The organism is Embleya sp. NPDC001921 (genome assembly GCF_053594475.1).
The window spans coordinates 177,987-199,556 of record NZ_JBSFEO010000015.1 but is presented as its reverse complement, the minus strand read 5'-3'; the positions used below and the strand labels follow the sequence as shown (position 1 = coordinate 199,556).

At 72.5% G+C, this 21,570-nt stretch carries 17 protein-coding genes; 8 read left to right on the top strand and 9 right to left on the bottom strand.

The genetic code is table 11. From position 1 onward, the window contains the following. The first annotated feature begins 222 nt into the window (after nucleotides 1-222). Nucleotides 223-849 carry a TetR/AcrR family transcriptional regulator gene (locus tag ACWCPW_RS19745; RefSeq protein ID WP_449762857.1) on the top strand — a complete coding sequence of 209 codons (627 nt, stop codon included), beginning with the start codon at nucleotides 223-225 and terminating at the stop codon, nucleotides 847-849. 157 nt (nucleotides 850-1,006) lie between these two features. On the opposite strand, the gene ACWCPW_RS19740 is transcribed toward ACWCPW_RS19745, so the two are convergent. Beyond that, on the bottom strand, nucleotides 1,007-2,368 hold the full coding sequence (locus ACWCPW_RS19740; RefSeq protein WP_449762856.1) for a glutamine synthetase family protein: 1,362 nt from the start codon (nucleotides 2,366-2,368) through the stop codon (nucleotides 1,007-1,009). 469 nt (nucleotides 2,369-2,837) lie between these two features. Here ACWCPW_RS19740 and ACWCPW_RS19735 point away from each other — a divergent pair, with 469 nt between their 5' ends. After that, nucleotides 2,838-4,604, top strand: a complete 1,767-nt coding sequence (locus ACWCPW_RS19735; RefSeq protein WP_449762855.1) for an NAD+ synthase — start codon at nucleotides 2,838-2,840, stop codon at nucleotides 4,602-4,604. A gap of 133 nt (nucleotides 4,605-4,737) precedes the next feature. Here the strand turns inward: ACWCPW_RS19735 and ACWCPW_RS19730 are convergent, their stop codons facing one another. The 3 genes from ACWCPW_RS19730 to ACWCPW_RS19720 all read right to left on the bottom strand — a co-directional run bounded on the left by ACWCPW_RS19730 (nucleotide 4,738) and on the right by ACWCPW_RS19720 (nucleotide 8,176). Continuing rightward, complete coding sequence (locus ACWCPW_RS19730; protein ID WP_449762854.1) at nucleotides 4,738-5,793, bottom strand: endonuclease/exonuclease/phosphatase family protein; 1,056 nt, start codon at nucleotides 5,791-5,793, stop codon at nucleotides 4,738-4,740. Nucleotides 5,794-5,910: 117 nt separating this feature from the next. After that, entirely contained in the window at nucleotides 5,911-6,567 is a 657-nt protein-coding gene (locus ACWCPW_RS19725; protein WP_449762853.1) for a TetR/AcrR family transcriptional regulator, read from the bottom strand. A gap of 1 nt (nucleotide 6,568) precedes the next feature. Next, the gene (locus ACWCPW_RS19720) at nucleotides 6,569-8,176 is read right to left on the bottom strand and encodes an MFS transporter (protein WP_449762852.1); all 1,608 of its coding nucleotides are present in this window, start codon (nucleotides 8,174-8,176) and stop codon (nucleotides 6,569-6,571) included. A gap of 235 nt (nucleotides 8,177-8,411) precedes the next feature. Between ACWCPW_RS19720 and panB the strand changes: the two genes are divergently transcribed. Both panB and ACWCPW_RS19710 read left to right on the top strand, forming a co-directional pair. Beyond that, nucleotides 8,412-9,293 (top strand): 3-methyl-2-oxobutanoate hydroxymethyltransferase, encoded by an 882-nt coding sequence (panB, locus tag ACWCPW_RS19715; RefSeq protein WP_449762851.1) that lies wholly within the window; start codon nucleotides 8,412-8,414, stop codon nucleotides 9,291-9,293. Between the two features lie 67 nt (nucleotides 9,294-9,360). Beyond that, nucleotides 9,361-10,167: a site-2 protease family protein gene (locus ACWCPW_RS19710; RefSeq protein ID WP_449762850.1), complete on the top strand. Its 807-nt coding sequence runs from the start codon at nucleotides 9,361-9,363 to the stop codon at nucleotides 10,165-10,167. Here the strand turns inward: ACWCPW_RS19710 and ACWCPW_RS19705 are convergent. Both ACWCPW_RS19705 and ACWCPW_RS19700 read right to left on the bottom strand, forming a co-directional pair. Beyond that, nucleotides 10,140-11,339 (bottom strand): AI-2E family transporter, encoded by a 1,200-nt coding sequence (locus ACWCPW_RS19705; protein WP_449762849.1) that lies wholly within the window; start codon nucleotides 11,337-11,339, stop codon nucleotides 10,140-10,142. The two genes, ACWCPW_RS19710 and ACWCPW_RS19705, sit on opposite strands and share 28 nt — an antisense overlap. A 113-nt stretch (nucleotides 11,340-11,452) precedes the next feature. Next, a complete protein-coding gene (locus ACWCPW_RS19700; protein WP_360304842.1) occupies nucleotides 11,453-11,650 on the bottom strand; it encodes a DUF3046 domain-containing protein in 198 nt (65 codons plus the stop codon). A gap of 89 nt (nucleotides 11,651-11,739) precedes the next feature. On the opposite strand from ACWCPW_RS19700, the gene ACWCPW_RS19695 reads away from it, so the two are divergent. The 4 genes from ACWCPW_RS19695 (at nucleotide 11,740) to ACWCPW_RS19680 (ending at nucleotide 18,906) form a co-directional block, all read left to right on the top strand. After that, entirely contained in the window at nucleotides 11,740-16,359 is a 4,620-nt protein-coding gene (locus tag ACWCPW_RS19695; protein WP_449762848.1) for an ATP-dependent helicase, read from the top strand. 328 nt (nucleotides 16,360-16,687) lie between these two features. Next, nucleotides 16,688-17,521, top strand: coding sequence for a DNA-formamidopyrimidine glycosylase family protein (locus ACWCPW_RS19690; protein ID WP_449762847.1), 834 nt, complete (start codon nucleotides 16,688-16,690; stop codon nucleotides 17,519-17,521). Continuing rightward, a complete protein-coding gene (locus ACWCPW_RS19685) occupies nucleotides 17,518-18,015 on the top strand; it encodes a hypothetical protein (RefSeq protein WP_449762846.1) in 498 nt (165 codons plus the stop codon). The genes ACWCPW_RS19690 and ACWCPW_RS19685 overlap by 4 nt, the downstream gene beginning before the upstream one ends. Nucleotides 18,016-18,108: 93 nt before the next feature. Then, nucleotides 18,109-18,906 carry an SDR family NAD(P)-dependent oxidoreductase gene (locus ACWCPW_RS19680; protein ID WP_449762845.1) on the top strand — a complete coding sequence of 266 codons (798 nt, stop codon included), beginning with the start codon at nucleotides 18,109-18,111 and terminating at the stop codon, nucleotides 18,904-18,906. A 114-nt stretch (nucleotides 18,907-19,020) separates the two neighbouring features. Here the strand turns inward: ACWCPW_RS19680 and ACWCPW_RS19675 are convergent, their stop codons facing one another. The 3 genes from ACWCPW_RS19675 to ACWCPW_RS19665 form a co-directional block, all read right to left on the bottom strand. Then, entirely contained in the window at nucleotides 19,021-19,494 is a 474-nt protein-coding gene (locus ACWCPW_RS19675; protein WP_449762844.1) for a Dps family protein, read from the bottom strand. 132 nt (nucleotides 19,495-19,626) lie between these two features. After that, nucleotides 19,627-20,019: a helix-turn-helix domain-containing protein gene (locus ACWCPW_RS19670; RefSeq protein ID WP_395862211.1), complete on the bottom strand. Its 393-nt coding sequence runs from the start codon at nucleotides 20,017-20,019 to the stop codon at nucleotides 19,627-19,629. 244 nt (nucleotides 20,020-20,263) lie between these two features. Beyond that, nucleotides 20,264-21,541, bottom strand: coding sequence for a CinA family nicotinamide mononucleotide deamidase-related protein (locus ACWCPW_RS19665; RefSeq protein ID WP_449762843.1), 1,278 nt, complete (start codon nucleotides 21,539-21,541; stop codon nucleotides 20,264-20,266). Nucleotides 21,542-21,570 lie beyond the last annotated feature (29 nt).

Genomic DNA, 21,570 nt, shown 5'->3' with positions numbered 1-21,570 from the left:
AACGGCTGATCGATCAAGAACGGAACTGGGAATGTGGACGCGCCGCACGGGGCTCGCCGAGCCCCCCGACCGCGGCGAACGTGAATGCGGCGCGCCCTCGCCCGGCGGCGGACGACAGTTCCACTCTGCGAGCCGTCCGTCCCACGGCCCGAAGAGGCCTCCGTAGCGACGAGCTGCCATACGCCACCGTACGGGACGTCACCCTACGTTAGCGTAGGTGCCATGCGCAACGGTGTTCCCTCGGAGAGGGTTCAATCAGACGACGAACCGGAACGGCCCGCTCGCCCCGGCCGCCGTACCCTCAGCCGAGAGGACTGGGCTCGGGCGGCCCTGGAGGCGATGCGAGAGGGCGGCCTGGGCGCGGTCGCGGTGGAACCCCTCGCGGAACGCCTCGGCACCACCAAGGGCAGCTTCTACTGGCACTTCAAGGACCGCGACTCGCTCATCCAGGCAGCGCTGGACCGCTGGGTGGCCGAGTCCGAGGAACTGATGGCCGCCGCCGAACGCATCGAGGATCCGGTGGAGCGCGGGCGCCGACTCACCGAGTACGCGTTCACCGCGCCCAGCGGCGCGGACATCACCACCACGCTGCTGATCCACGCCCAGCACCCGGTGGTGGGCCCGATCCTGGAGCAGGTCACCCGCCGCCGCCTGGAGTTCGGCGCCCGGCTCACCGAGGAACTCGGCCTGCCCGCCGACGCCGCCTACCGACACGCGCTGACCGCGCTGACGATGACCGTCGGCATCGCGCTGATCCGCCGGGGCGCGCCGCAACTGTTGCCCCAGGGCGAGGACAAGGACGCGTACGTCCGCTACATCCTCGAACTCCTCGGCCCGCCGATGACCTGAGCACCCGCGCGCCGCACCACCGGAAACGGCCCGGCTCCCGACACACCGGGAGTCGGGCCGTTCGCGTCGGGCTCGGAGCACCGGGAGCACCGAACGCACCAGGAGCACCGGGAGCACCGGGAGCACCGAAAGCACCGAAAGCACCGGCGCCCGGGTGTCAGAGCACCGGCAGGTACCGCTTCAGCTCGAAGGGCGTCACCTGCTGGCGGTACTCCTCCCACTCGTGCCGCTTGTTGCGCAGGAAGAACTCGAAGACGTGCTCCCCGAGGATCTCCGGCAGCAGTTCGCTGCGCTCCATCAACGCGATCGCCTCGGCCAGGTTCTGCGGCAGCGGCGCGATGCCCAGCGCGCGGCGCTCGGCGTCGGTCAGCGCCCACACGTCGTCCTCGGCGCCGGCGGGCAGCTCGTAGCCCTCCTCGACACCCTTGAGCCCGGCGCCGAGCAACACGGCATAGGCCAGGTACGGGTTGCACGCCGAGTCGATCTGGCGCACCTCGATCCGGGTGGACTGGCCCTTGGTGGGCTTGTACATCGGCACCCGCACCAGCGCGGAGCGGTTGTTGTGCCCCCAGCAGATGTACGAGGGGGCCTCGCCGCCCATCCCCGCGGTGCGCGCCGACGCGCCCCACAGCCGCTTGTACGAGTTGACCCACTGGTTCGTGATCGCGGCCATCTCGCCGGCGTGCTTGAGCAGGCCCGCGATGAACGAGCGGCCGACCTTGGAGAGCTGGTACTCGGCGCCGGCCTCGTAGAACGCGTTGCGGTCGCCCTCGAACAGGGACAGGTGGGTGTGCATGCCCGAACCCGGGTGCTCGGAGAACGGCTTGGGCATGAAGGACGCGTGCACGCCCTGCTCCAGCGCGACCTCCTTGACCACCAGGCGGAAGGTCATGATGTTGTCGGCCGTGCTCAGCGCGTCCGCGTAGCGCAGGTCGATCTCCTGCTGACCCGGCGCACCCTCGTGGTGGCTGAACTCGACCGAGATGCCCATGTTCTCGAGCATCGTGATCGCCTGGCGGCGGAAGTCCTGGCCGACCGGCTGCGGCGTGTGGTCGAAGTAGCCGCTGTGGTCCACCGGGGTCGGCGGACGGCCGTCGACCGGCTTCTCCTTGAACAGGAAGAACTCGATCTCGGGGTGCGTGTAGAAGGTGAAGCCCTTCTCCGAGGCCCGCTCCAGGGTGCGCTTGAGCACGTAGCGCGGGTCCGCGAAGGACGGCGAGCCGTCGGGCATCAGGATGTCGCAGAACATCCGCGCGGTACCGGGTGCCTCGGCCCGCCACGGCAGGATCTGGAACGTCGCCGGATCCGGCTTCGCCAGCATGTCGGACTCGTGCACCCGGGCGAATCCCTCGATCGCCGACCCGTCGAAGCCGATGCCCTCGGCGAACGCCTGCTCCAACTCGGCCGGAGCCACCGCGACCGACTTCAGGAACCCGAGCACGTCGGTGAACCACAGTCGCACGAACCGGATGTCGCGCTCCTCCAGGGTGCGAAGCACGAACTCCTGCTGCTTATCCATAATTCCCTATCCTTGCAGGTCGGACGGCCTGTGAGCGATCGGCAGGGCACTGCGGGGCACACGAGTATCCCGCTTCAGGGTTTCCAGCACATTACGTGCCCTTTGCGTTGCGCCCTTGCTCGCGCACAGGTACCGCCGTGCGCGCGTACGTCCCGTGGTCCTGTACCCCGATAACCGCTCGTGGGCGACCTGCGGGATACCTTCTTCGCGCGGCATCGCACCCACCGGGAATCCCGTCGGGCGAGCCGTCGGGGCCCGGTGCTGAACTGCGCCAAGGGTATCTCCCGGGTGCTTCCGCGCCGAGCCCCGGGTTCGCTCGGGCGTACGCCTTTCGCCCGCCGTTCGCCTGCGGTTTTCCGGCCGGCCGAACACTCGCCATCGCGCCGCGAGCGCGGTGCGCACGGCGCGTCGCGGTGCCCCGGACCATTATTCGTCACTTTGACGTCAAGGGTCGGGTACATTGGATCGCGTGACCCGGATTCGCATCGCCCTCAGCCAGATCAACCCCACGGTCGGCGACCTCGACGGCAACGCCGAACTGGTCGTGGGGCGCACCCGGAAGGCCGCCGAGCGCGGCGCGTCGCTCGTGGCCTTCCCGGAGATGGCGCTCACCGGATATCCCGTCGAGGACCTGGCGCTGCGCTCGTCCTTCGTCGAGGCATCCCGCCGCGCGCTGGAGGCGCTCGCCGCCCGGCTCGCCACCGAGGGACTGGGCGAGGTCGCGGTCGTGGTCGGCTACCTGGACCGGTGCGGGGTGTCCACGCCGCGGCTGGGCCGCCCGGCCGGCGCCCCGCAGAACGCGGTCGCGGTGCTGCACGGCGGCCGGGTCGCGGCCCGCTCGGCCAAGCACCACCTGCCCAACTACGGCGTGTTCGACGAGTACCGCTACTTCGTCCCGGGCGATCGGCTCCTGGTCACCCGGGTCGGCGGGGTCGACATCGCGATCGCCGTCTGTGAGGACCTGTGGCAGGAGGGCGGCCCGGTGGCCGCCGCGCGCGCCGCGCGGGTCGGCCTGCTGTTGTCGATCAACGCGTCGCCGTACGAGGTGAGCAAGGACGACTCGCGGCTGGAGCTGGTCCGCCGCCGCGCCGGCGAGGCGAACTGCGCGCTCGCCTACGTCAACGCCTTCGGCGGCCAGGACGAGCTGGTCTTCGACGGCGACTCGCTGATCGTGGACGCCGAGGGCAGGGTGCTCTCGCGCGCGGCGCAGTTCCGCGAGGAGTTGTTGATCGCCGACCTGGACCTGCCCGAGCGCACCGTGGACGACAGCGTGTACAGCGCGGGCGACGTGGTGGCCGACGGCCTGACCATCCACCAGGTGATCCTCACCGAGGAGGCCGCGCCGGTGCCCGCGCCCGCCGCAGCGCACTCGATCGCGCCGGCCCTGTCCGACGACGCGGAGATCTACCGCGCGCTGGTCACCGGGCTGCGCGACTACGTGGCCAAGAACGGCTTCAAGTCGGTGCTGCTGGGCCTGTCCGGCGGAATCGACTCGGCCCTGGTCGCCGCGATCGCGGCGGACGCGGTGGGCGGCGGCAACGTGTACGGCGTCTCGATGCCCAGCGGCTACTCCTCCGAGCACTCCAAGGACGACGCGGCCGACACCGCCGCGCGGATCGGGCTCAACTACCGCCAGGTGCCGATCGCCCCGATGGTGGACGCCTACCTGGGCGCGCTCGCGCTGACCGGCCTGGCCGAGGAGAACCTCCAGGCCCGGGTGCGCGGTACCACCTTGATGGGCCTGTCCAACCAGGAGGGCCACCTGGTCCTGGCCACCGGCAACAAGAGCGAGCTGGCCTGCGGCTACTCCACGCTGTACGGCGACGCGGTCGGCGGCTTCGCGCCGATCAAGGACGTGCCCAAGACCGCGGTGTGGCGGCTGTCGCGCTGGCGCAACGCGGAGGCCGAGCGGCTCGGCGAGCCGGCCCCGATCCCGGAGAACTCGATCACCAAGCCGCCGAGCGCCGAGTTGCGGCCGGGGCAGGTCGACACCGACTCGCTGCCGCCGTACGAACTGCTCGACGCCATCCTGGACGACTACGTCGAGCGGGACATGGGCCGTGACGCGATCGTGGCGGCGGGCTTCGAGCCGGAGCTGGTGGACCGGATCCTCAAGCTGGTGGACACGGCCGAGTACAAGCGTCGGCAGTACCCGCCGGGCACCAAGATCTCGCTCAAGGCGTTCGGCCGGGACCGGCGACTGCCGATCACCAGCCGGTGGCGCGAGAGCGGCTGAACACGACCCCGGGAGCGGCCGAGCACGCCCCGAAGGCGCGGCCCCGGGAGCGGGGCACGGACACGACGAAGGGCCCGACCGATGCGGTCGGGCCCTTCGTCGTGGGATCGGCTCGGCTCGGCCGCGGATCCGCTCAGCTCAGCCGCAGGTCCGCCAGGATCGGCATGTGGTCGCTCGGCGTGCCGCCCAGCACCTTCGCGTCGGCGGCGGCCATGCCCCGGTACATGATGTGGTCGATCGCGGCCATCGGGAACGACTCGGGCCAGGTGAAGCCCATCCCGGTACCGGCCGCGTCCTGCGCGTCCGCGAGGTAGCGGGTGACCGGGCGCAGCGCGCGGTCGTCGGTGGTGCCGTTGAGGTCACCGGCCAGCACCACGTGCGGCGCGCTCTCGACCGCGAGCGAGCGGGACAGCCGATCGATCGTGTCGTTGCGGTCGCCGACCGTGAAGCCGCTCGGGCCGAAGCGCACCGACGCGAGGTGCACGGCGTAGAAGGCCACGTCGCCCTTGGGCGTCTTGATCACCGTGCGCAGCGCGCGGGTGAAGCCCATCCCGACGTCGACCGCCTCGGCCTTGCTCATCGAGAAGTCGGCCGTGGTCCAGACCGCGACCGTGCCCTCGTGCTGCACGTTCGGGTACCGGCTCTTGAGCACCGCGTCGTACAGCTTCCACGCGCCCTCGGGCAGTTCCTCCAGCGCGATCACGTCGGCGTTCGCGCCGAGCAGCGAGCGGGCGGTGCCGGCCGGGTCGGGGTTGCTCGCGTTCACGTTGTGGCTGAGCACCCGCAGGTCGTGCGGGCCGCCGCCGCGGCCGGGCATGAAGAAGCCGCCGAACATGGTGACCCAGACCAGGATCGGCAGCATGGTCGCGGCCACCGCGGTCCACGAGCGACGGATCGCCGCGCAGACCAGCAGCACCGGGACGACCAGGCCGCCCCAGGGCAGGAAGGTCTCCACGAAGCTGCCCCAGTTGCCCGGGGTGTTGGGCACCATCCGGTGGAACGCGAGCGGGAGGGTGGCCAACACCGCGAACACGGCGATCACTCGGCCGCGGCGCCACGGCGGGGTGCGCCACAGGGCGACCGCACCGTCCCGCACGCCCTGCCACGACCACCGCGACCCTCGCCGACGACCTCCGTCGCCGGCCGGCTGCGGCTCGGCTCCGGCGTCCGTCGTGGTGGGCCACGTCATGCTGCCTCCTGAAGTCCCAGGCTCGAGTCCCGACCTGTGTCCGCGTCAACGTACGAACAAAACGTCCCCTACGTCGAAACGGACGCCGGAAAGCGGCCGATAGGTTCCCTATCGGGCTCAGGAGCGAGCGCGAATCCCGCCGAGCAGCGCGTCCGCGATCTGGCCCGGCAGCTCCGGTTCCAGACTTGCGTTCTCCCGTACCAGCTTGCGTACCAGTATGGGGCCCGTGACCAGGTCCATCAGGACCTCCATCGGCAGGTCGGCGCGCAGCTCGCCGGAATCCACCCCGCGTTGCAGCAGGCCGCGCAGGATCGCCCGGCGTTTCTCCACGACCACCTCGTGATAGCGCCGGTGCAGCTCGGGATGGCTGCGTATCTCGCCGGAGAGCATCCCCATCAGACCGTCGCCGCGCTTGTCCACCGCCTGGAGGCGCATGTGCTCCAGGACCAGGATCAGATCCTCGCGCAGCGAGCGACCCTCGAGCACCGCCGGCGACGCCTCGGCGGCTTCGACCGCCGCGACGATCAGCGCCTCCTTGCCGGGCCAGCGGCGGTAGATGGTGGCCTTGCCCACGCCCGCCTCCTGGGCCACCGCCTCGACGGAGATCGCGGCGATGCTGCGGTGCGCGTCGAGCAGGCGCAAGGTGGCGTCCAGGATCGCCCGTTCGGCTTCCTCGCTGCGCGGCCGACCCCGGCGGGGCTTGTCCGCCGCGCCGGGCTCGGTCGTGGTGTCGGGCAGGGGTTCGGCCGCTGATGCGGATGTCGCAGGCTGCATGTCAGACCTTCGCGGAGCGCGGTTCCTCGGCGGACCGTTCGGTTCGGTCCGCTTCGGGGGCAGTCTGCCCGGCCCCGGGGCGCGGCATCCACAGGAACACCACGACCGCGCCGATCAGCGCGACCACGGCGGAGCCGATGGAGGCGGCGTGCATGGCGTCGATGAAGCCGTCCTTGGCCGGGTTCACGAGCGCGGCTCCCTTGTCGCCGAGTCGGCCGGCCACCGAGAGCGTCGCCTCGACCGAGTCGCCGGCCGGGCCCTTGGGCACGTCCGGCGGGAGCTTGTCCAGGTCGCCGGAGATCCGGTCCCGATAGACCGACGAAAGCACCGAGCCCAGGATCGCCACGCCCAGCGCGCCGCCGACCTGACGCACGGTGTTGCTGACCGCGGAGCCGGCCCCGGCCTTCTCGCGCGGCAGCGAGGACATGATCGAGTTGGTGGCCGGCGGCATCACGTGCGCCATGCCCGCGCCCTGGAAGAAGAACACCACGCACAGGATCCAGATCGGCGAGGTGCGGTCCATGCCCAGGAAGGCCAGGAAGCTCAGGCCGACCACGAGCATGCCGCCGGTGGTGACGGCGCGTACGCCGAACCGCTTGACCATCACCGAACTGCGGGCCGAGAACATCAGTTGCGCGATCGCCAGCGGGAGCAGCAGCAGACCGGTCCGCAGCGGGGTGTAGCCGCGCACGCTCTGCAGGTAGAAGGCCATGAAGAAGGTCACGCCCATGAGCGCGAAGAACACCAGGCCGATCGCGCCGGCCGCGGCGGAGAAGGCCGGGTCGCGGAAGAACCTGACGTCCAGCGCGGGGTGGTCGCTGCGCTTCTCGAACCACACGAAGAAGGCGAGGACGACCAGGCCGAGCACGATCGTGCCGATCACCTCGACGCTGCCCCAGCCCGCGTCGCCGCCCCGGATGATGCCGTAGACCAGCGAGACCAGCCCCGCGATCGACAGCGCGACCCCGATCGGGTCGAGCCGGCCGGGCCTGGGGTCGCGCGAGTCGGGCACCAGGAGCAACATCGCGACGATGCCGACCAGCACGATCGGGACGTTGATGAGGAAGACCGAGCCCCACCAGAAATGGTCGAGCAGCACGCCGCCGGTGATCGGGCCGATCGCGATCGCCAGACCGACCGCGCCGGACCAGATGCCGATCGCCTTGGGCCGCTCGTGCGGCTCGAAGACGTTGCTGATGATGGAGAGTGTGGCCGGCATCACGAACGCGCCGCCGAAGCCCATCACCGCCCGCGCGGCGATCAGTTGCCCGGGGCTTTGCGAGTAGGCGGAGAGCAGCGACGCGAGGCCGAAGATCACCATGCCGAACAACAGGGTGCGCTTGCGACCGAAGCGGTCGCCCAGGATGCCGGCGGTGAACAGCAGGCCCGCGAAGACCAGGGTGTAGGAGTTGATCGCCCACTGGAGCTCGCTCTGGGTGGCGCCCAGGCCCTTCTCCGGGTCGGCGATGGTCTTGATCGCGACGTTGAGGATCGAGTTGTCCAGGACGACGACCAGCAGGCTGATCACCAGGACGCCGAGGATGGCCCAGCGGCGGCGATGTATGTGCTCGTCGACCGTGCGTATGGGAGGAACGTTCGCTGAAGTCACGGGTGAAGCTCGATTCGTCAAACACGTGGGACCGGTTCGGGTTGCCTCACAGACTAGGGCCAATTTACGAAACGAGAACGTCTCGTATTGCAAAGCCTCGGCAAATGCGTGCCCGCCGACGGCCCGCCGATCACCCGGAATCCGGCGTCCGACTCCCCTGTTGTCCTGTTACGGCGCGTGTCACCATGGCGTTGTCCGGGGACGCCGTCCGAGCGCCTCGAGTCGGGAGAACACCATGTCCAGCAACACATCCGCGCAGCCGATAGCCGCTTCGGGCGAGGGTCCGGGACTGACCCTGTACGGCGGCGAGGGAACCGGGCGCCGGGTCACCGTGCGCGACCTCGCCCGCGCCAAGCGAGCCGGCGAGCGCTGGCCGATGCTCACCGCGTACGACGCGATGATCGCCTCCGTATTCGACGACGCGGGCATTCCGGTGCTCCTGGTCGGCGACTCGGCGGGCAACAACCACCTCGGCTACGAGAACACCGTGCCGGTCACCATGGACCAGATGGTGCTGCTCACCGGTGCGGTCGTGCGCGGCACCAAGCGCGCGCTGATCGTGGCCGACCTGCCGTTCGGCTCGTACCAGGAGTCCCCCGAGCAGGCTCTGCGCAACGGCGTGCGGCTGCTCAAGGAGGCCGGCGCCGGCGCGGTCAAGCTCGAGGGCGGACAGCGTTCGGCCCGTCAGGTCGAGGCGCTGGTCGCGGCGGGCGTGCCGGTGATGGCCCACCTCGGGCTCACCCCGCAGTCGGTGCACGCCTTCGGCGGCTACCGCGTGCAGGGTCGGGACGCGGAGAGCGCCGAGCAGTTGCTCGCCGACGCCAAGACGATGCAGGCCGCGGGCGCGTTCGCGGTGGTCCTGGAGTGTGTGCCGGAGGACCTGGCCGCGCGCGTGACCGAGCACCTGGAGATCCCCACCATCGGCATCGGCGCGGGTGTGCGGTGCGACGCGCAGGTGCTGGTGTGGACCGACATGGCCGGCATGACCACCGGCCACACCGCCAAGTTCGTCAAGCGGTACGTCGACCTGCGCGCCGTGCTCGGCGACGCGGCCAAGGCGTTCGCGGGCGACGTGGTCGGCGGCGCCTACCCGGGCCCGGAGCACACGTTCCACTGAGCGTGCGGTGGGGCCGTACGATCGAACTCCCGGTCGTACGGCCCCTTTCCCGCACCTGGAGCAGTTCGTGACGCACCCCTACGGAGACTACGGCCGCCGCCCCGCGGCCGGCTCGCTGCGCCACGTGCGACCGAGCCCGATCTTCCTCGCGATAGTCGCGGTCTGCGCCGCCTCGACCTGGTACACGTGGCACGACGACGGCTCCTCCGAGGCGGCCACCCGCACCGGGGTGTTCCTGCTGGTGATGTCCGGCTGGCTGGTGTCGCTGTGCCTGCACGAGTTCGCGCACGCGTTCGCCGCGCTGCGCTCGGGCGACGACAGCGTGGTGGGCAAGGGCTATCTGACCCTGGACCCGCTCAAGTACAGCGATCCGCTGCTGTCCTTCATCCTGCCGACGATCTTCGTGCTGCTCGGCGGCATCCCGCTCAGCGGCGGCGCGGTCTACCTGGACCGCTCGGCGATCCGCGGCCGGGCGCGCAACAGCATGGTGTCGGCGGTCGGACCGCTGACCAACGCGGTGCTGGCGATCGTGCTCGCCCTGGTGTTGTCCTCCGGCGCGGTGGACGGCGCGAGCCCGACCTTCGTCGCCGCGTTCTCGTTCCTGATCCAGCTCCAGGTGATCGCGGCGGTGCTCAACCTGCTGCCGGTCCCGGGCCTGGACGGCTACGGCGTGATCGAGCCCTGGCTGCCGTACGACTTCCGGCGGGCCATCGCGCCGTACGCGCCGTACGCGATCCTGTTCCTGTTCGCGCTGTTGTGGTCGCCGGCGGTCAACGGCTGGTTCTACGACGTGATCGACCACGTCACCGACGCGCTGGACGTGTCGCCGTACCTGGCGAGCGACGGCTACCGGTTGTTCCGCTTCTGGTCCTGAGGATCCCCGGGATCCCGCCGGCCCCGCCGCCACCGTCGGATGAGCGGACCCCGGCCGCGCCGGGGCCGGGTCTCGTCCGGCGTCAGGTGATGCTCGGGGATCTCGTAGCGGTGCAGGTAGCCGCCCACGAAGGCCTGCCCGGTGGCCGCGATCGGGATCGCGATCAGCGCGCCCACCGCGCCCAGCAGCGCGGCCCCGGCGATCACCGCGCCGAACGCGACCGCCGGGTGGATCTCCACCGTGCGCGCGGTGATCCGCGGGTGCAGCAGGTAGTTCTCGAACTGCTGGTACGCGGTGGCGAACGCCACCACCCACACGGCGGTCAACGGGCTCACCGTCAGCGCGATCAGCGCGGGCAGCACGATCGCGATGTAGGTGCCCACGGTCGGCACGAACTGCGAGATCAAGCCGACCCACAGCGCCAGCGGCACCGCGTACGGCACGCCGAGCACCAGGAACAGGAGGTAGTGCGCGAACGCCGAGATCAGCGCGAGCGCGGCCCGCGAGTACAGGTATCCACCGGTCTTGTCGATCGCGATCTCCCACCCGCGCAACACCTCGGCCTGCCGTCCCGGCGGCAGCAGCGAGCACACCGCGCGGCGCATCCGCGGGCCCTCGGCGGTGAAGTAGAAGGTGAACAGCGCGATGGTGAACAACTCGAACAGGCCGGCCACGAGCTTCGCGGACAGACCGAGCGCGTTGTTCGCCACCCGCTCCGCGTAGCCCTGGACGGTGCCGGAGTCCTTGAAGATGTCGCCCTGGATCTTCTCCACGGTCAGGTCCGTGTCGAAGGTGCGGTTCACCCACGCGACCAGGTCGTCGAGGTAGTCGGGCAGGTGCCGCGCGAACGCGACCACCTGGTCCACCAGCAGCGAGCCCACCACCGCCAGGAAGCCGGCGCAGGCCACGAAGACCACCACGAACACGATGCCGGTGGCCGCACCGCGCCGCATCCCGCGCCGGGCCATCCGGTCCACCGCCGGCTCGAAGGCGAGCGCGAGGAAGAACGCGAGCAACAGGTCGATCAGCAGCGAGCGCAGGTGGGCCAGCGTCCAGCCGAGCAGCCGGAAGCCCGCGATCATCGCCAGGATCATGAACACGGCCCGCGGCAACCACGGCGGCATGCGATCGCGCGACCCGACCCGTGTGGTGGGGGTGTCGGGTGTGCTCACATGGGCTCCCTGTACTCTTCCGCACCGCTGTGTCGCGATGCGTGTCCGATGACAGGAAGAGACTAGAGCGTCACGTTATGTCCATTTGGGCATGTCGGGGGCCGCCCGGCGGGTCAGGCCCGTTTGGTCGTCGGCAGGTCCATCGAGACGCACACGCCGCGCCAGACGTCCTTGGCCTCGATGCCCGCGGCCAAGGCCTCGTGCACGGTCCGCCCGCCCAGCTCGGACATCACGTGGTCGCGGGCGAAGGACTCGGCGTACGAGTCGCCGAAGTGGGCGCGCATGCGTCGCCAGAAGTCGGTGAGTCCCATGCGACCAGTATCGCGGTCGCGCCGCGTCCCCTCGTCGCCCGCTTGTCGTCCGCCGCGAATGTCGGAGCCACGCGGCACCATGGGGAGTTATGCCACACGACGACCCCGCCTCGGCCCTGGCCGGCTTCTCCCTCGCCACCCGGGAGTGGTTCACCGGCGCCTTCCACGCGCCGACCCGGGCCCAGGAGGGCGCCTGGCGCGCCATCGCCGAGGACAAGGACGCGCTGGTGGTCGCGCCCACGGGGTCCGGCAAGACCCTCGCGGCGTTCCTGTCCGCGCTGGACCGGCTCGCCGCCGAACCGGTGCCGGCCGACCCGCGCCGGCGCTGTCGGGTGTTGTACATCTCGCCGCTCAAGGCGCTCGCGGTCGACGTCGAGCGCAACCTGCGCAGCCCGCTCACCGGCATCCGCCAGGCCTGCGTACGCCTGGGCCTGCCCGAGCCCGAGGTCACCGTGGGAGTGCGCTCCGGCGACACCCCCGCGGCCGATCGACGCAGGTTCGCGACCAAGCCGCCGGACATCCTGATCACCACGCCCGAATCGCTGTTCCTGATCCTCACCTCGCAGGCCCGCGAGGCGCTGCGCGGGGTGGACACGGTGATCGTGGACGAGGTGCACGCGGTCGCCGGCACCAAGCGCGGCGCGCACCTGGCGCTGAGCCTGGAGCGGCTGGACGAACTCCTGGAGCGGCCCGCGCGCCGGATCGGCCTGTCCGCGACCGTGCGCCCGGTCGACGAGGTGGCCCGCTGGCTGCGCTCGACCGGCGACGTGCGCGTGGTCCAGCCGCCGGCCGCCAAGACGTTCGAGCTCTCGGTCGTGGTCCCGGTCGAGGACATGAGCGAGCTCGGCGGCGGCACCGGCGAGTTCGACGAGGCCGGCAACGAGCGCAAGGCCTCGGTGTGGCCGCACGTCGAGGAACGCATCGTCGACCTGATCCAGGCGCACCGCTCGACCATCGTCTTCGCCAACTCGCGCCGGCTGGCCGAGCGGCTGTGCGGCCGGCTGAACGAGATCGCCTACGAGCGCGCCACCGGCGACAAGCTCCCCGAGGACGCGTCGCCGGCCGAGCTGATGGCACAGGCGGGAAGCAGCCGCGGCGCGCCCGCGCTGCTCGCGCGCGCCCACCACGGCTCGGTGTCCAAGGAGCAGCGGGCCCAGGTCGAGGAGGATCTCAAGGCCGGCCGGCTGCCCGCCGTGGTGGCCACCTCGAGCCTGGAGCTGGGCATCGACATGGGCGCGGTGGACCTGGTCGTCCAGGTCGAGTCGCCGCCCTCGGTGGCCTCCGGCCTGCAGCGGGTGGGGCGGGCCGGCCACCAGGTGGGCGCGATCTCCCGGGGCGTGATCTTCCCCAAGTTCCGCGGCGACCTGGTGCAGACCGCGGTGGTGACCGAGCGCATGCGCGAGGGCGCGATCGAGTCGGTGCGCGGGCCGCGCAATCCACTGGACGTGCTCGCGCAGCAGATCGTCTCGATGGTGTCGACCGAGGACCGGGACGTGGACGCGCTGCTCGCGCTGATCCGCCGGGCCGCGCCGTTCACCGCCCTGCCCGCGTCGGCCTACGAGGCGACGCTGGACATGCTCGCCGGCCGCTACCCCTCGGACGCGTTCGCCGAACTGCGCCCGCGCATCGTGTGGGACCGGGTGGGCGGGGTGTTGTCCGCCCGCCCCGGCGCGCAGCGGCTCGCCGTCACCTCGGGTGGCACCATCCCCGACCGGGGCCTGTTCGGCGTGTTCCTGGTCGCCGGCGACGCGAAGTCGCGGGTCGGCGAGCTGGACGAGGAGATGGTCTACGAGTCGCGCGTGGGCGACGTGTTCACCCTGGGCACGTCGTCGTGGCGGATCGAGGACATCACCCACGACAAGGTGCTGGTCTCGCCCGCTCCCGGGGTGCCGGGCAAGCTGCCGTTCTGGCACGGCGACGCGCTCGGGCGGCCGGTGGAACTGGGCCGGGCGCTGGGCGCGTTCGTCCGCGAGGTGGGCGCGCTGCCGGCGGACCGGGCCCGCGAACGGGTGGCCGCCGCGGGCCTGGACCCGTGGGCGGTGGACAACCTGCTCGGCTACCTGGGCGAGCAGCGCGAGGCATGCGGCCACATCCCGGACGACCGCACCATCGTGGTCGAGCGCTTCCGCGACGAGCTGGGCGACTGGCGGGTGGTGGTGCACTCGCCGTTCGGCGCCCAGGTGCACGCGCCCTGGGCGCTGGCCATCTCGGCCCGGCTGCGCGAGCGCACCGGTCTGGACGTGCAGACCATGCACGGCGACGACGGGATCGTGCTGCGGCTGCCGGACACCGGCATGCCCTTCGGCGAGCAGACCTTCGGCGAGGAGCCCGACGATCTCGCGGCGGGTGCCCTGCCGCCGGACTTCGCGCTGTTCGAGGAGGCCGAGGTGGAGCCGCTGGTGACCGCCGAGGTCGGCGGCTCCGCGCTGTTCGCGTCCCGTTTTCGCGAGTGCGCGGCCCGCGCGCTGCTGCTGCCGCGCCGGATGCCGGGCCGACGCACCCCGCTGTGGCAGCAGCGCCAACGCTCGGCCCAACTGCTCGCGGTGGCCAGTGAGTACGGCTCGTTCCCGATCGTCCTGGAGACGATGCGCGAGTGCCTCCAGGACGTGTTCGACGTGCCCGGCCTGACCGGTCTGATGCGCGACATCGCCACCCGCGCGGTGCGCATCGTCGAGGTCACCACCACCGAGCCCTCGCCGTTCGCCCGCTCGCTGCTGTTCGGCTACGTCGCGCAGTTCATGTACGAGGGCGACTCGCCGCTCGCCGAACGGCGGGCGGCGGCACTCGCGCTCGACTCGCGGCTGTTGGCCGAGCTGCTCGGCCAGGCAGAGCTGCGCGAACTGCTCGACCCGCAGGTGCTGGCGCGCACCGAGGCCGAGTTGCAGCGGCTGGCCGAGGATCGCCGGGTGCGCGACGCCGAGGGCGTCGCCGATCTGTTGCGGCTGCTCGGGCCGCTGACCACCGCCGAGGTCGCGGCGCGCGCCACGGGCGCCTTCGAGCGCGATTGGCTGACCGGCCTGGAGGACTCCCGTCGGGTGATCCGGGTGCGGATCGCGGGCGAGGAGCGCTGGGCCGGCATCGAGGACGCGGGCCGGCTGCGGGACGCGCTGGGCACTCCCCTGCCGGTCGGCGTCCCCGAGGCGTTCACCGAGCCGGTCAAGGATCCGCTGGGCGACCTGCTGGCCCGGCACGCCCGCACGCACGGCCCGTTCCGGGCGGGCGAGGCCGCCGCCCGCTTCGGTCTGGGCGTCGCGGTGACCACGGGCACGCTGGAGCGGCTGGCCGCGGGCGGGCAGGTGGTCTCCGGCGAGTTCCGCCCGGGCGGATCCGGCCTGGAGTGGTGCGGCGCGGAGGTGCTGCGGATGTTGCGCCGGCGCTCGCTGGCGGCGCTGCGGCACGAGGTCGAACCGGTGCCGCCGGTCGCGCTGGCCCGGTTCCTGACCGCGTGGCAGGGCGTCGGCGCGAGCGGGGTGCGCGGCGCCGACGGCCTGGTCCGGGTGATCGAGCAGCTCCAGGGCGCGAGCGTGCCGGCTTCGGCGCTGGAGAAGCTGGTGCTGCCCTCGCGCGTGGTCGACTACCACCCGGCGATGCTGGACGAGTTGTGCGCGGCCGGCGAGGTGGTGTGGGCCGGACACGGCGCGCTGCCCGGCAAGGACGGCTGGCTCTCGCTCTGCCTCGCGGACGCCGCGCCCTACCTGCTCCCGCCGCCGGTGCCGCTGGAGACGACATCGCTGCACACCGCGATCCTGGCCGCGCTGTCCGGCGGCTACGCGCTGTTCTTCCGGCAGTTGACCGAGCGGCTGGACCTGCCGACCCCGGCGTCCGAGGCGGCGATCGCCGAGGCGCTGTGGGACCTGGTGTGGTCCGGGCGGGTCACCGGTGACACGCTCACCCCGCTGCGCGCGCTGCTCGGCTCCGGGCGCACGTCCGGCTCCACCGCGCATCGCGCCCGGCGGGCGACCCCGCGCGGGCGGTACGCGGGACTGAGCCGGGGTCGTCCGGTCGCGTCCGCGCGCACCGGGCCGCCCACCGTGGCCGGCCGCTGGTCGCTGGCCCCCGCACCCGAGCCCGACCCGACCCGGCGCGCCCACGCGCTGGCCGAGACGCTGCTCGACCGGCACGGCGTGGTCACCCGCGGCGCGGTGGTCGCCGAGGGCAGTCCCGGCGGGTTCGCCGCGGCCTACAAGGTGCTGAGTGTGTTCGAGGACGGCGGCCGGGTCCGCCGGGGCTATTTCGTGGAGGGCCTGGGCGCCGCCCAGTTCGCCGCCGACGGGGCGGTGGACCGGCTGCGCGCGCTCCAGGGCGCGAGCGAGCGCCGCGAGCCGCACGAGGTGCCCGGCGCGGTGGTGCTGGCCGCCGCCGACCCGGCCAACCCGTACGGCGCCGCGCTGGCGTGGCCGGACCGTCCCGGCGAGACCGGCGGCGGCCACCGCCCGGGCCGCAAGGCGGGCGCGCTGGTGATCCTGCTCGACGGCGAGCCGATCCTGTACATCGAGCGCGGCGGGCGCACGTTGTTGTCCTGGACCGACGACCCGGACCGGGTCGGCCCGGCCACCGAGGCGCTGGCCCACGCGGTGCGCGCGGGCGCGCTGGGCAAGCTGACGGTGGAGCGGGCCGACGGCGCCGAGGTGCTCACCTCCTCGCTGGGCAAGGCGCTGGAGGCGGCCGGGTTCCATGCCACCCCCAGGGGGCTGCGCCTGCGAGGGTGACACCGTTTCGTTACACGAGCGCCCGGTCCGCGAAACACCCCGGTCATGTACGTCCAGCAGGATCGTGGTCACGGAAGGCGACGCGGGGAGCGATCCCGGTGACGCCGACCGGCACCATCCGCCCGTGGCGACCCTGCACGCGTCACGGTCGGAAGCACATGGATCCGGCGTCGCGAACGTGTTCCTGGCCGCGCGCTCGCGACGTCGGTCCCTGTGCGGCATCGCCCGCGGCGCCGCGACCCCCGGGGTTCGGCCGCACCGACGGGTCCGGGGGGACTCGGAAGGCCGGCCCCGGGCTCGGCCGCCGCCCGTTGGGGACAATGGTGGGGTGCCCGAAGGCGACAGCGTGTATCAGGTGGCGCGGCGGCTGCGCGCGGCCCTCGTGGACCGCCCGCTGACCGTGACCGACTTCCGCGTGCCGGCCCTGGCGACCGTGGACCTGACCGGGCGCTCGGTCCTGGCGGTGGTCCCGCGCGGCAAGCACCTGCTGACCCGGATCGAGGGCGACCTCACGCTGCACACCCATCTGCGGATGGACGGCACGTGGGAGATCCACCCCACCGGCTCGCGCCCGCTCCCCCGGCCCTGGCACGCGATCCGCCTGGTGCTGGCCAACGCGACACGGACCGCCGTCGGGATGCGGATGCCCGTGGTCGAACTGCTGCGCACCGCCGACGAGGCGACCGCGGTCGGCGGGCTGGGTCCGGATCTGCTGGGCCCGGACTGGGACCCGGTCGAGGCCGCACGCCGACTGGCCGAACGCCCGGACCGGCCGATCGGCGAGGCGCTCCTGGACCAGCGCAACCTGGCCGGGATCGGCAACGTCTACCGAGCCGAACTGTGCTTCCTGCGCGGCATCACCCCCTGGACCCCGGTCGCGGCGGCCGGCGACCCGCACGCGTGGGTCGCCCTGGCGCACCGCCTGCTGTACGCCAATCGCGACCGGATCGGGCACGTCACCACCGGCGACACCCGACCGGGCCGGCGGCACTGGGTCTACGGGCGCGGCGGTCGCCCGTGCGCGCGCTGCGGCACCTCGATCCGTCGGGCGGACCTGGGCGATCCGCCGCGGGTCGCGTTCTGGTGCCCGCGCTGCCAGGTGTCACCCGATGGGAGTACACCCGGTGACCGACGCCCGGGCGGTTCGTCGTACAGGGCATGAGCCCGCCCCGGATCGTGCCCGCCCTGGTGTCGCCCGTCCTGCTGTCCGTCCTGCTCGTGGCCGCGGTCGGCTGCACCTCGGTGTCCGCGCCGACCCCGTCGCCGCGCCCGGCGCCCCCGGCCGCGACCGCCGCCGCACCGCTCGCGCCCGTGCCGGAACCCCCTCCCGTCGCCGAGGTCTCCCCGTTCGCGGTGGAGCCGGAGCCGGCGATCACGGCGATGGCGGGCGGCTCGGCCGAGTCCGAGCCGCCCGAGGCGGCGGCCCCCACCGAGACCGGGCAGGATCCGGATCCGGATCCGCCGCCCCCGTCGCGGACCGCCCGCCCACGCCCGCGGGCCGACAAGGGCGAGGCCCGGCCGGCCCGCACGAGTGCGTCGACCGGGCGGTCCAACCGGATCGAGAGCGACCCGTGCGACGCCCTCGCGGCGGCCGGCGTGTTCCCCCGCGGCGGCGCCGCGCACCGCTGGTGCCACCGCCAAGAGGGCCGGCGGTGACACCGATCTCGTTGCCCCACGCCTTTATTGACTGTTCGTCAGATGGCTCGTACGGTCGGCGCGCTGTGCACGCCTAGCGCCGGGAGGCCAACCGTGTTTCGTGAAGCCCTCGATCTGACCGGCCGGGTCGCCGTCGTCACCGGCGCGGCCTCGGGCATCGGCCGCTCCAGCGCCGAGGTGCTGGCCGACCTGGGCGCGACCGTGGTCTGCGCGGACATCCACGAGGCCGGGGCGCAGGAGACCGCGAAGGCGATCGTGGCCGCCGGCGGCGCCGCGACCGCCGCCGCCGTGGACACCTCCTCGGCCGCCCGGGTGGACGCGCTGATCAGCGACGCGGTGGCCGCGCACGGCCGGCTCGACGTGCTCGCCAACATCGCCGGGGTGATGCACTCGAGCACGGTGATCGAGACCGAGGAGGCCGACCTCGACCGGGTCCTCGCGATCAACTTCAAGGGAGTCTTCTTCGGGTGCCGGGCCGCGGCGCGCGTGATGACCGCGCAGGGCTTCGGCAGCATCGTCAACATGGCCTCCGGCGCCGTGGACACCGCGACCTCGGGCCTGCTGTGCTACGGCGCGGCCAAGGCCGCGGTCGTGCAGTTGACCAAGACCCTGGCCACCGAGGTCGGTCCCAGCGGCGTGCGGGTCAACGCGGTCGCGCCGGGCTGGATCGTCACCGGGATGACCGGCCGGCACTGGACCGACGCGGACGGCAACGAGGACGAGGAGCGCAAGGCCGCCGTGGCCGCGCCGATGGCCCGGATGGCCCCGCTGCGCACGGTCGGCGAGCCCACCGACATCTCCTACGCGGTGGCCTATCTCGCCTCGGACGCCGCCAGGTTCGTCACCGGCCAGATCCTGCGCCCCAACGGCGGCATCGCGATGCCCTGGTAGGCCGCGGCCCGAACCGCCCCCGTCCGACCCACGATCCCGCGCCCGCGCCGCACCCCGCTCATGCCGAAGCCCCGCCTCCCACGATCGGGAGACGGGGCCGGGGCCGCGCGTCGCTCAGGCCTGGTTCTCGGCCTGGAACATCCAACTCATTTTCTCGAGATCCGCGGCGATCGTGATGAACAGGTCCTGGCTGACCGGGTCCGGTTCCTCGGTGGCCGCGATCCGCTCGCGCATGCGCTCGATGACCGCGCCGTACACACCGACGAAGTAGCCGACCACGTCGGCGTCCTTGATCCAGCCGGAGTCGGGCTGCGGGACACCGCTGCCCGCCGTGATCGTCGCCGCCCGGCCGTCCGGGTTGTACCCGATCGCCGAGGCGCGCTCCGCGACGGTGTCCGCGAAGGCGCGCGCCGAGGCGACCACCTCGTCCAACTGGAGGTGGATCGAACGGAAGCGCGGGCCCACCACGTTCCAGTGGGTCTGCTTGGCGACCAGCGAGAGGTCTATCAGGTCGACGAGGGCACCCTGAAGCGCCTCGCCGGTGATCTTGCGCGCATCTTCGGAAAGTGGGCTCTTGACGACGACCATGGTGCTGCGACTCCTCCGGGTTGGTGTCGATCCGCCACCGGGTCGGGGAACCCGGTGTACCTGACACCGGATGCCCCGAATCGGCCGATCGATGCTCCCGAGTGGGAAAGACCACACCACGGGTCGTCGTGGTCAGGCCGCCACCACCACGCTCACCGCGTTGTCGGCGGAGATCGGGCCCGTGCCCGACGACCGGTCGTTGTTCTGACGTTCCGCGGCGGCGCGCTCGTTCGGCGTGAAGCCGGCGCCGACCGGTTCCAGGACCGGACGCATCGCCTCGGCCGAGGCCAGCTCGGCGAGGGCCAGCTCGTCGCTGACCTCCCGCATGAGCACGGACATGCGCACGTCCAGCGCGTCGCAGATCGCGGCGAGCAGTTCGGACGAGGCTTCCTTCTGGCCGCGCTCGACCTCGGACAGGTAGCCAAGGGATACCCGGGCTGAGGACGACACCTCGCGCAGGGTGCGACCCTGACGCTGGCGCTGGCGCCGCAGCACGTCACCCAGCAGGCGACGGAGCAGGATCATCGGTCGCTCCCTCCTAGGGCGGCTCGGGGGGTCACAGCCCCACCGTACCTGCCCGACCGCGCGGGTGTGCCCGCCTTACGGTCCTGTTCACTCAGGGCGTGGAACCTTGACGGCGGGGGTGTCCAGGGTCCATGGGGTTTCCGGCCCACTCCCACCTCGATTCGCATGACGTCGTCGCACAGCCTTCCGCGTGTCCCGCGCGTTCTCGACCGGAGCGCTCTCCCCGGCCGGTCGGGGAGTCCGGTCACCCCGTACACGACGGGTCCTGCTCGGCCGGCAGCCCCGCCACGACGCACCGGAGCAGGTCCAGGACACGGATGGTGGTCATCTCCCGAATCCTGCTCCGACTGCCCGAGAACAGCAACGAAAGCACGGTTGTTCCCTCGGGTCCGGCCACCGCGATGTGCACGGTGCCCACGGGCTTGCCGTCCTGGGGGTCCGGCCCGGCGACCCCCGTCGTGGCCACCCCGTAGGTACCCGACATCAGGCGCCGCACACCCTCGGCCATCCCCGCCGCCACGTCCGGGTGAACCGCGCCCTCGGTGGCCAGCAGGTCGGCGTCCACGCCGAGCACCGCGGCCTTGACGTCGGTGGCGTACGCGGTGATCGAGCCGCGCACGCTCGCGGACGCGCCCGGCACCGAGGTCAGTTCGGCGGCGACCAGGCCGCCGGTGAGCGACTCGGCCACCGCGACGGTGGCGCCGCGCTCGCGCAGCAGGTCCAGTACGACGCCGGCCGGCGTGTCGCCCGCCTCGCCGTACACACAGCTCCCGAGCAGTTCGCGGGCCCGTGCCGCGGCGGCGTCGACCGCGTCCGCGCCGCCGGGAGCGGTCGAGGTGAGCTTGACCCTGGTCTGCCCGGCGGTGGCGAGGTAGGCCACCTCGACCGCGCCCGCGACCGCGAGTTCCTTCTCCAGCGGCTCCAGTGTCGCGGCGATCACGCCCTCGCCGATCGACGCGGTGAGCAACTGGCGCTGGGCCCGGATCGGCGGGTTGCCCGCGCGGCGCAGCAGATCGGGCAGCACCCGGTCCTCGGTCATCGCGATCATCTCGTGCGGCGGGCCGGGCACCGCGTACACCTGCACGTCGCCGATCTCGATCGCCACGCCCGGGGCGCTGCCGTTGGGGTTGGGCAGCGAGCGGCCGCCCTCGGGCACGTCCGCCTGTTGCAGGCCGAGCGCGGTGAGGGTGCGGTTCAGGCCCTGGTACCGGCGGCGCAGCCAGTCCTCGATCGCCGGGTCCCGGCGCAGCGCCACCCCGGCGACGGCGGCTATCGCCTCGCGCGTGCGGTCGTCGGAGGTGGGACCGAGGCCGCCGGAGACGAGCACCGCGTCGGCGCGCCGCACCGCCTGGGCGAGTACGTCGATCATCTCGTCGAGTCCGTCGCCCACGGTGGACACGCCGGTGACTCGCAGCCCGGCCGCGGTGAGCCGGCGGCCGAGGGTGACCGCGTTCGTGTTGACCACGTCGCCGACGAGCAACTCGTCCCCCACCGCGACCAGTTCGACCTTCAATTCGCGCATGGTCCCTCTCCCCCCGTGGTCGGGTTCCG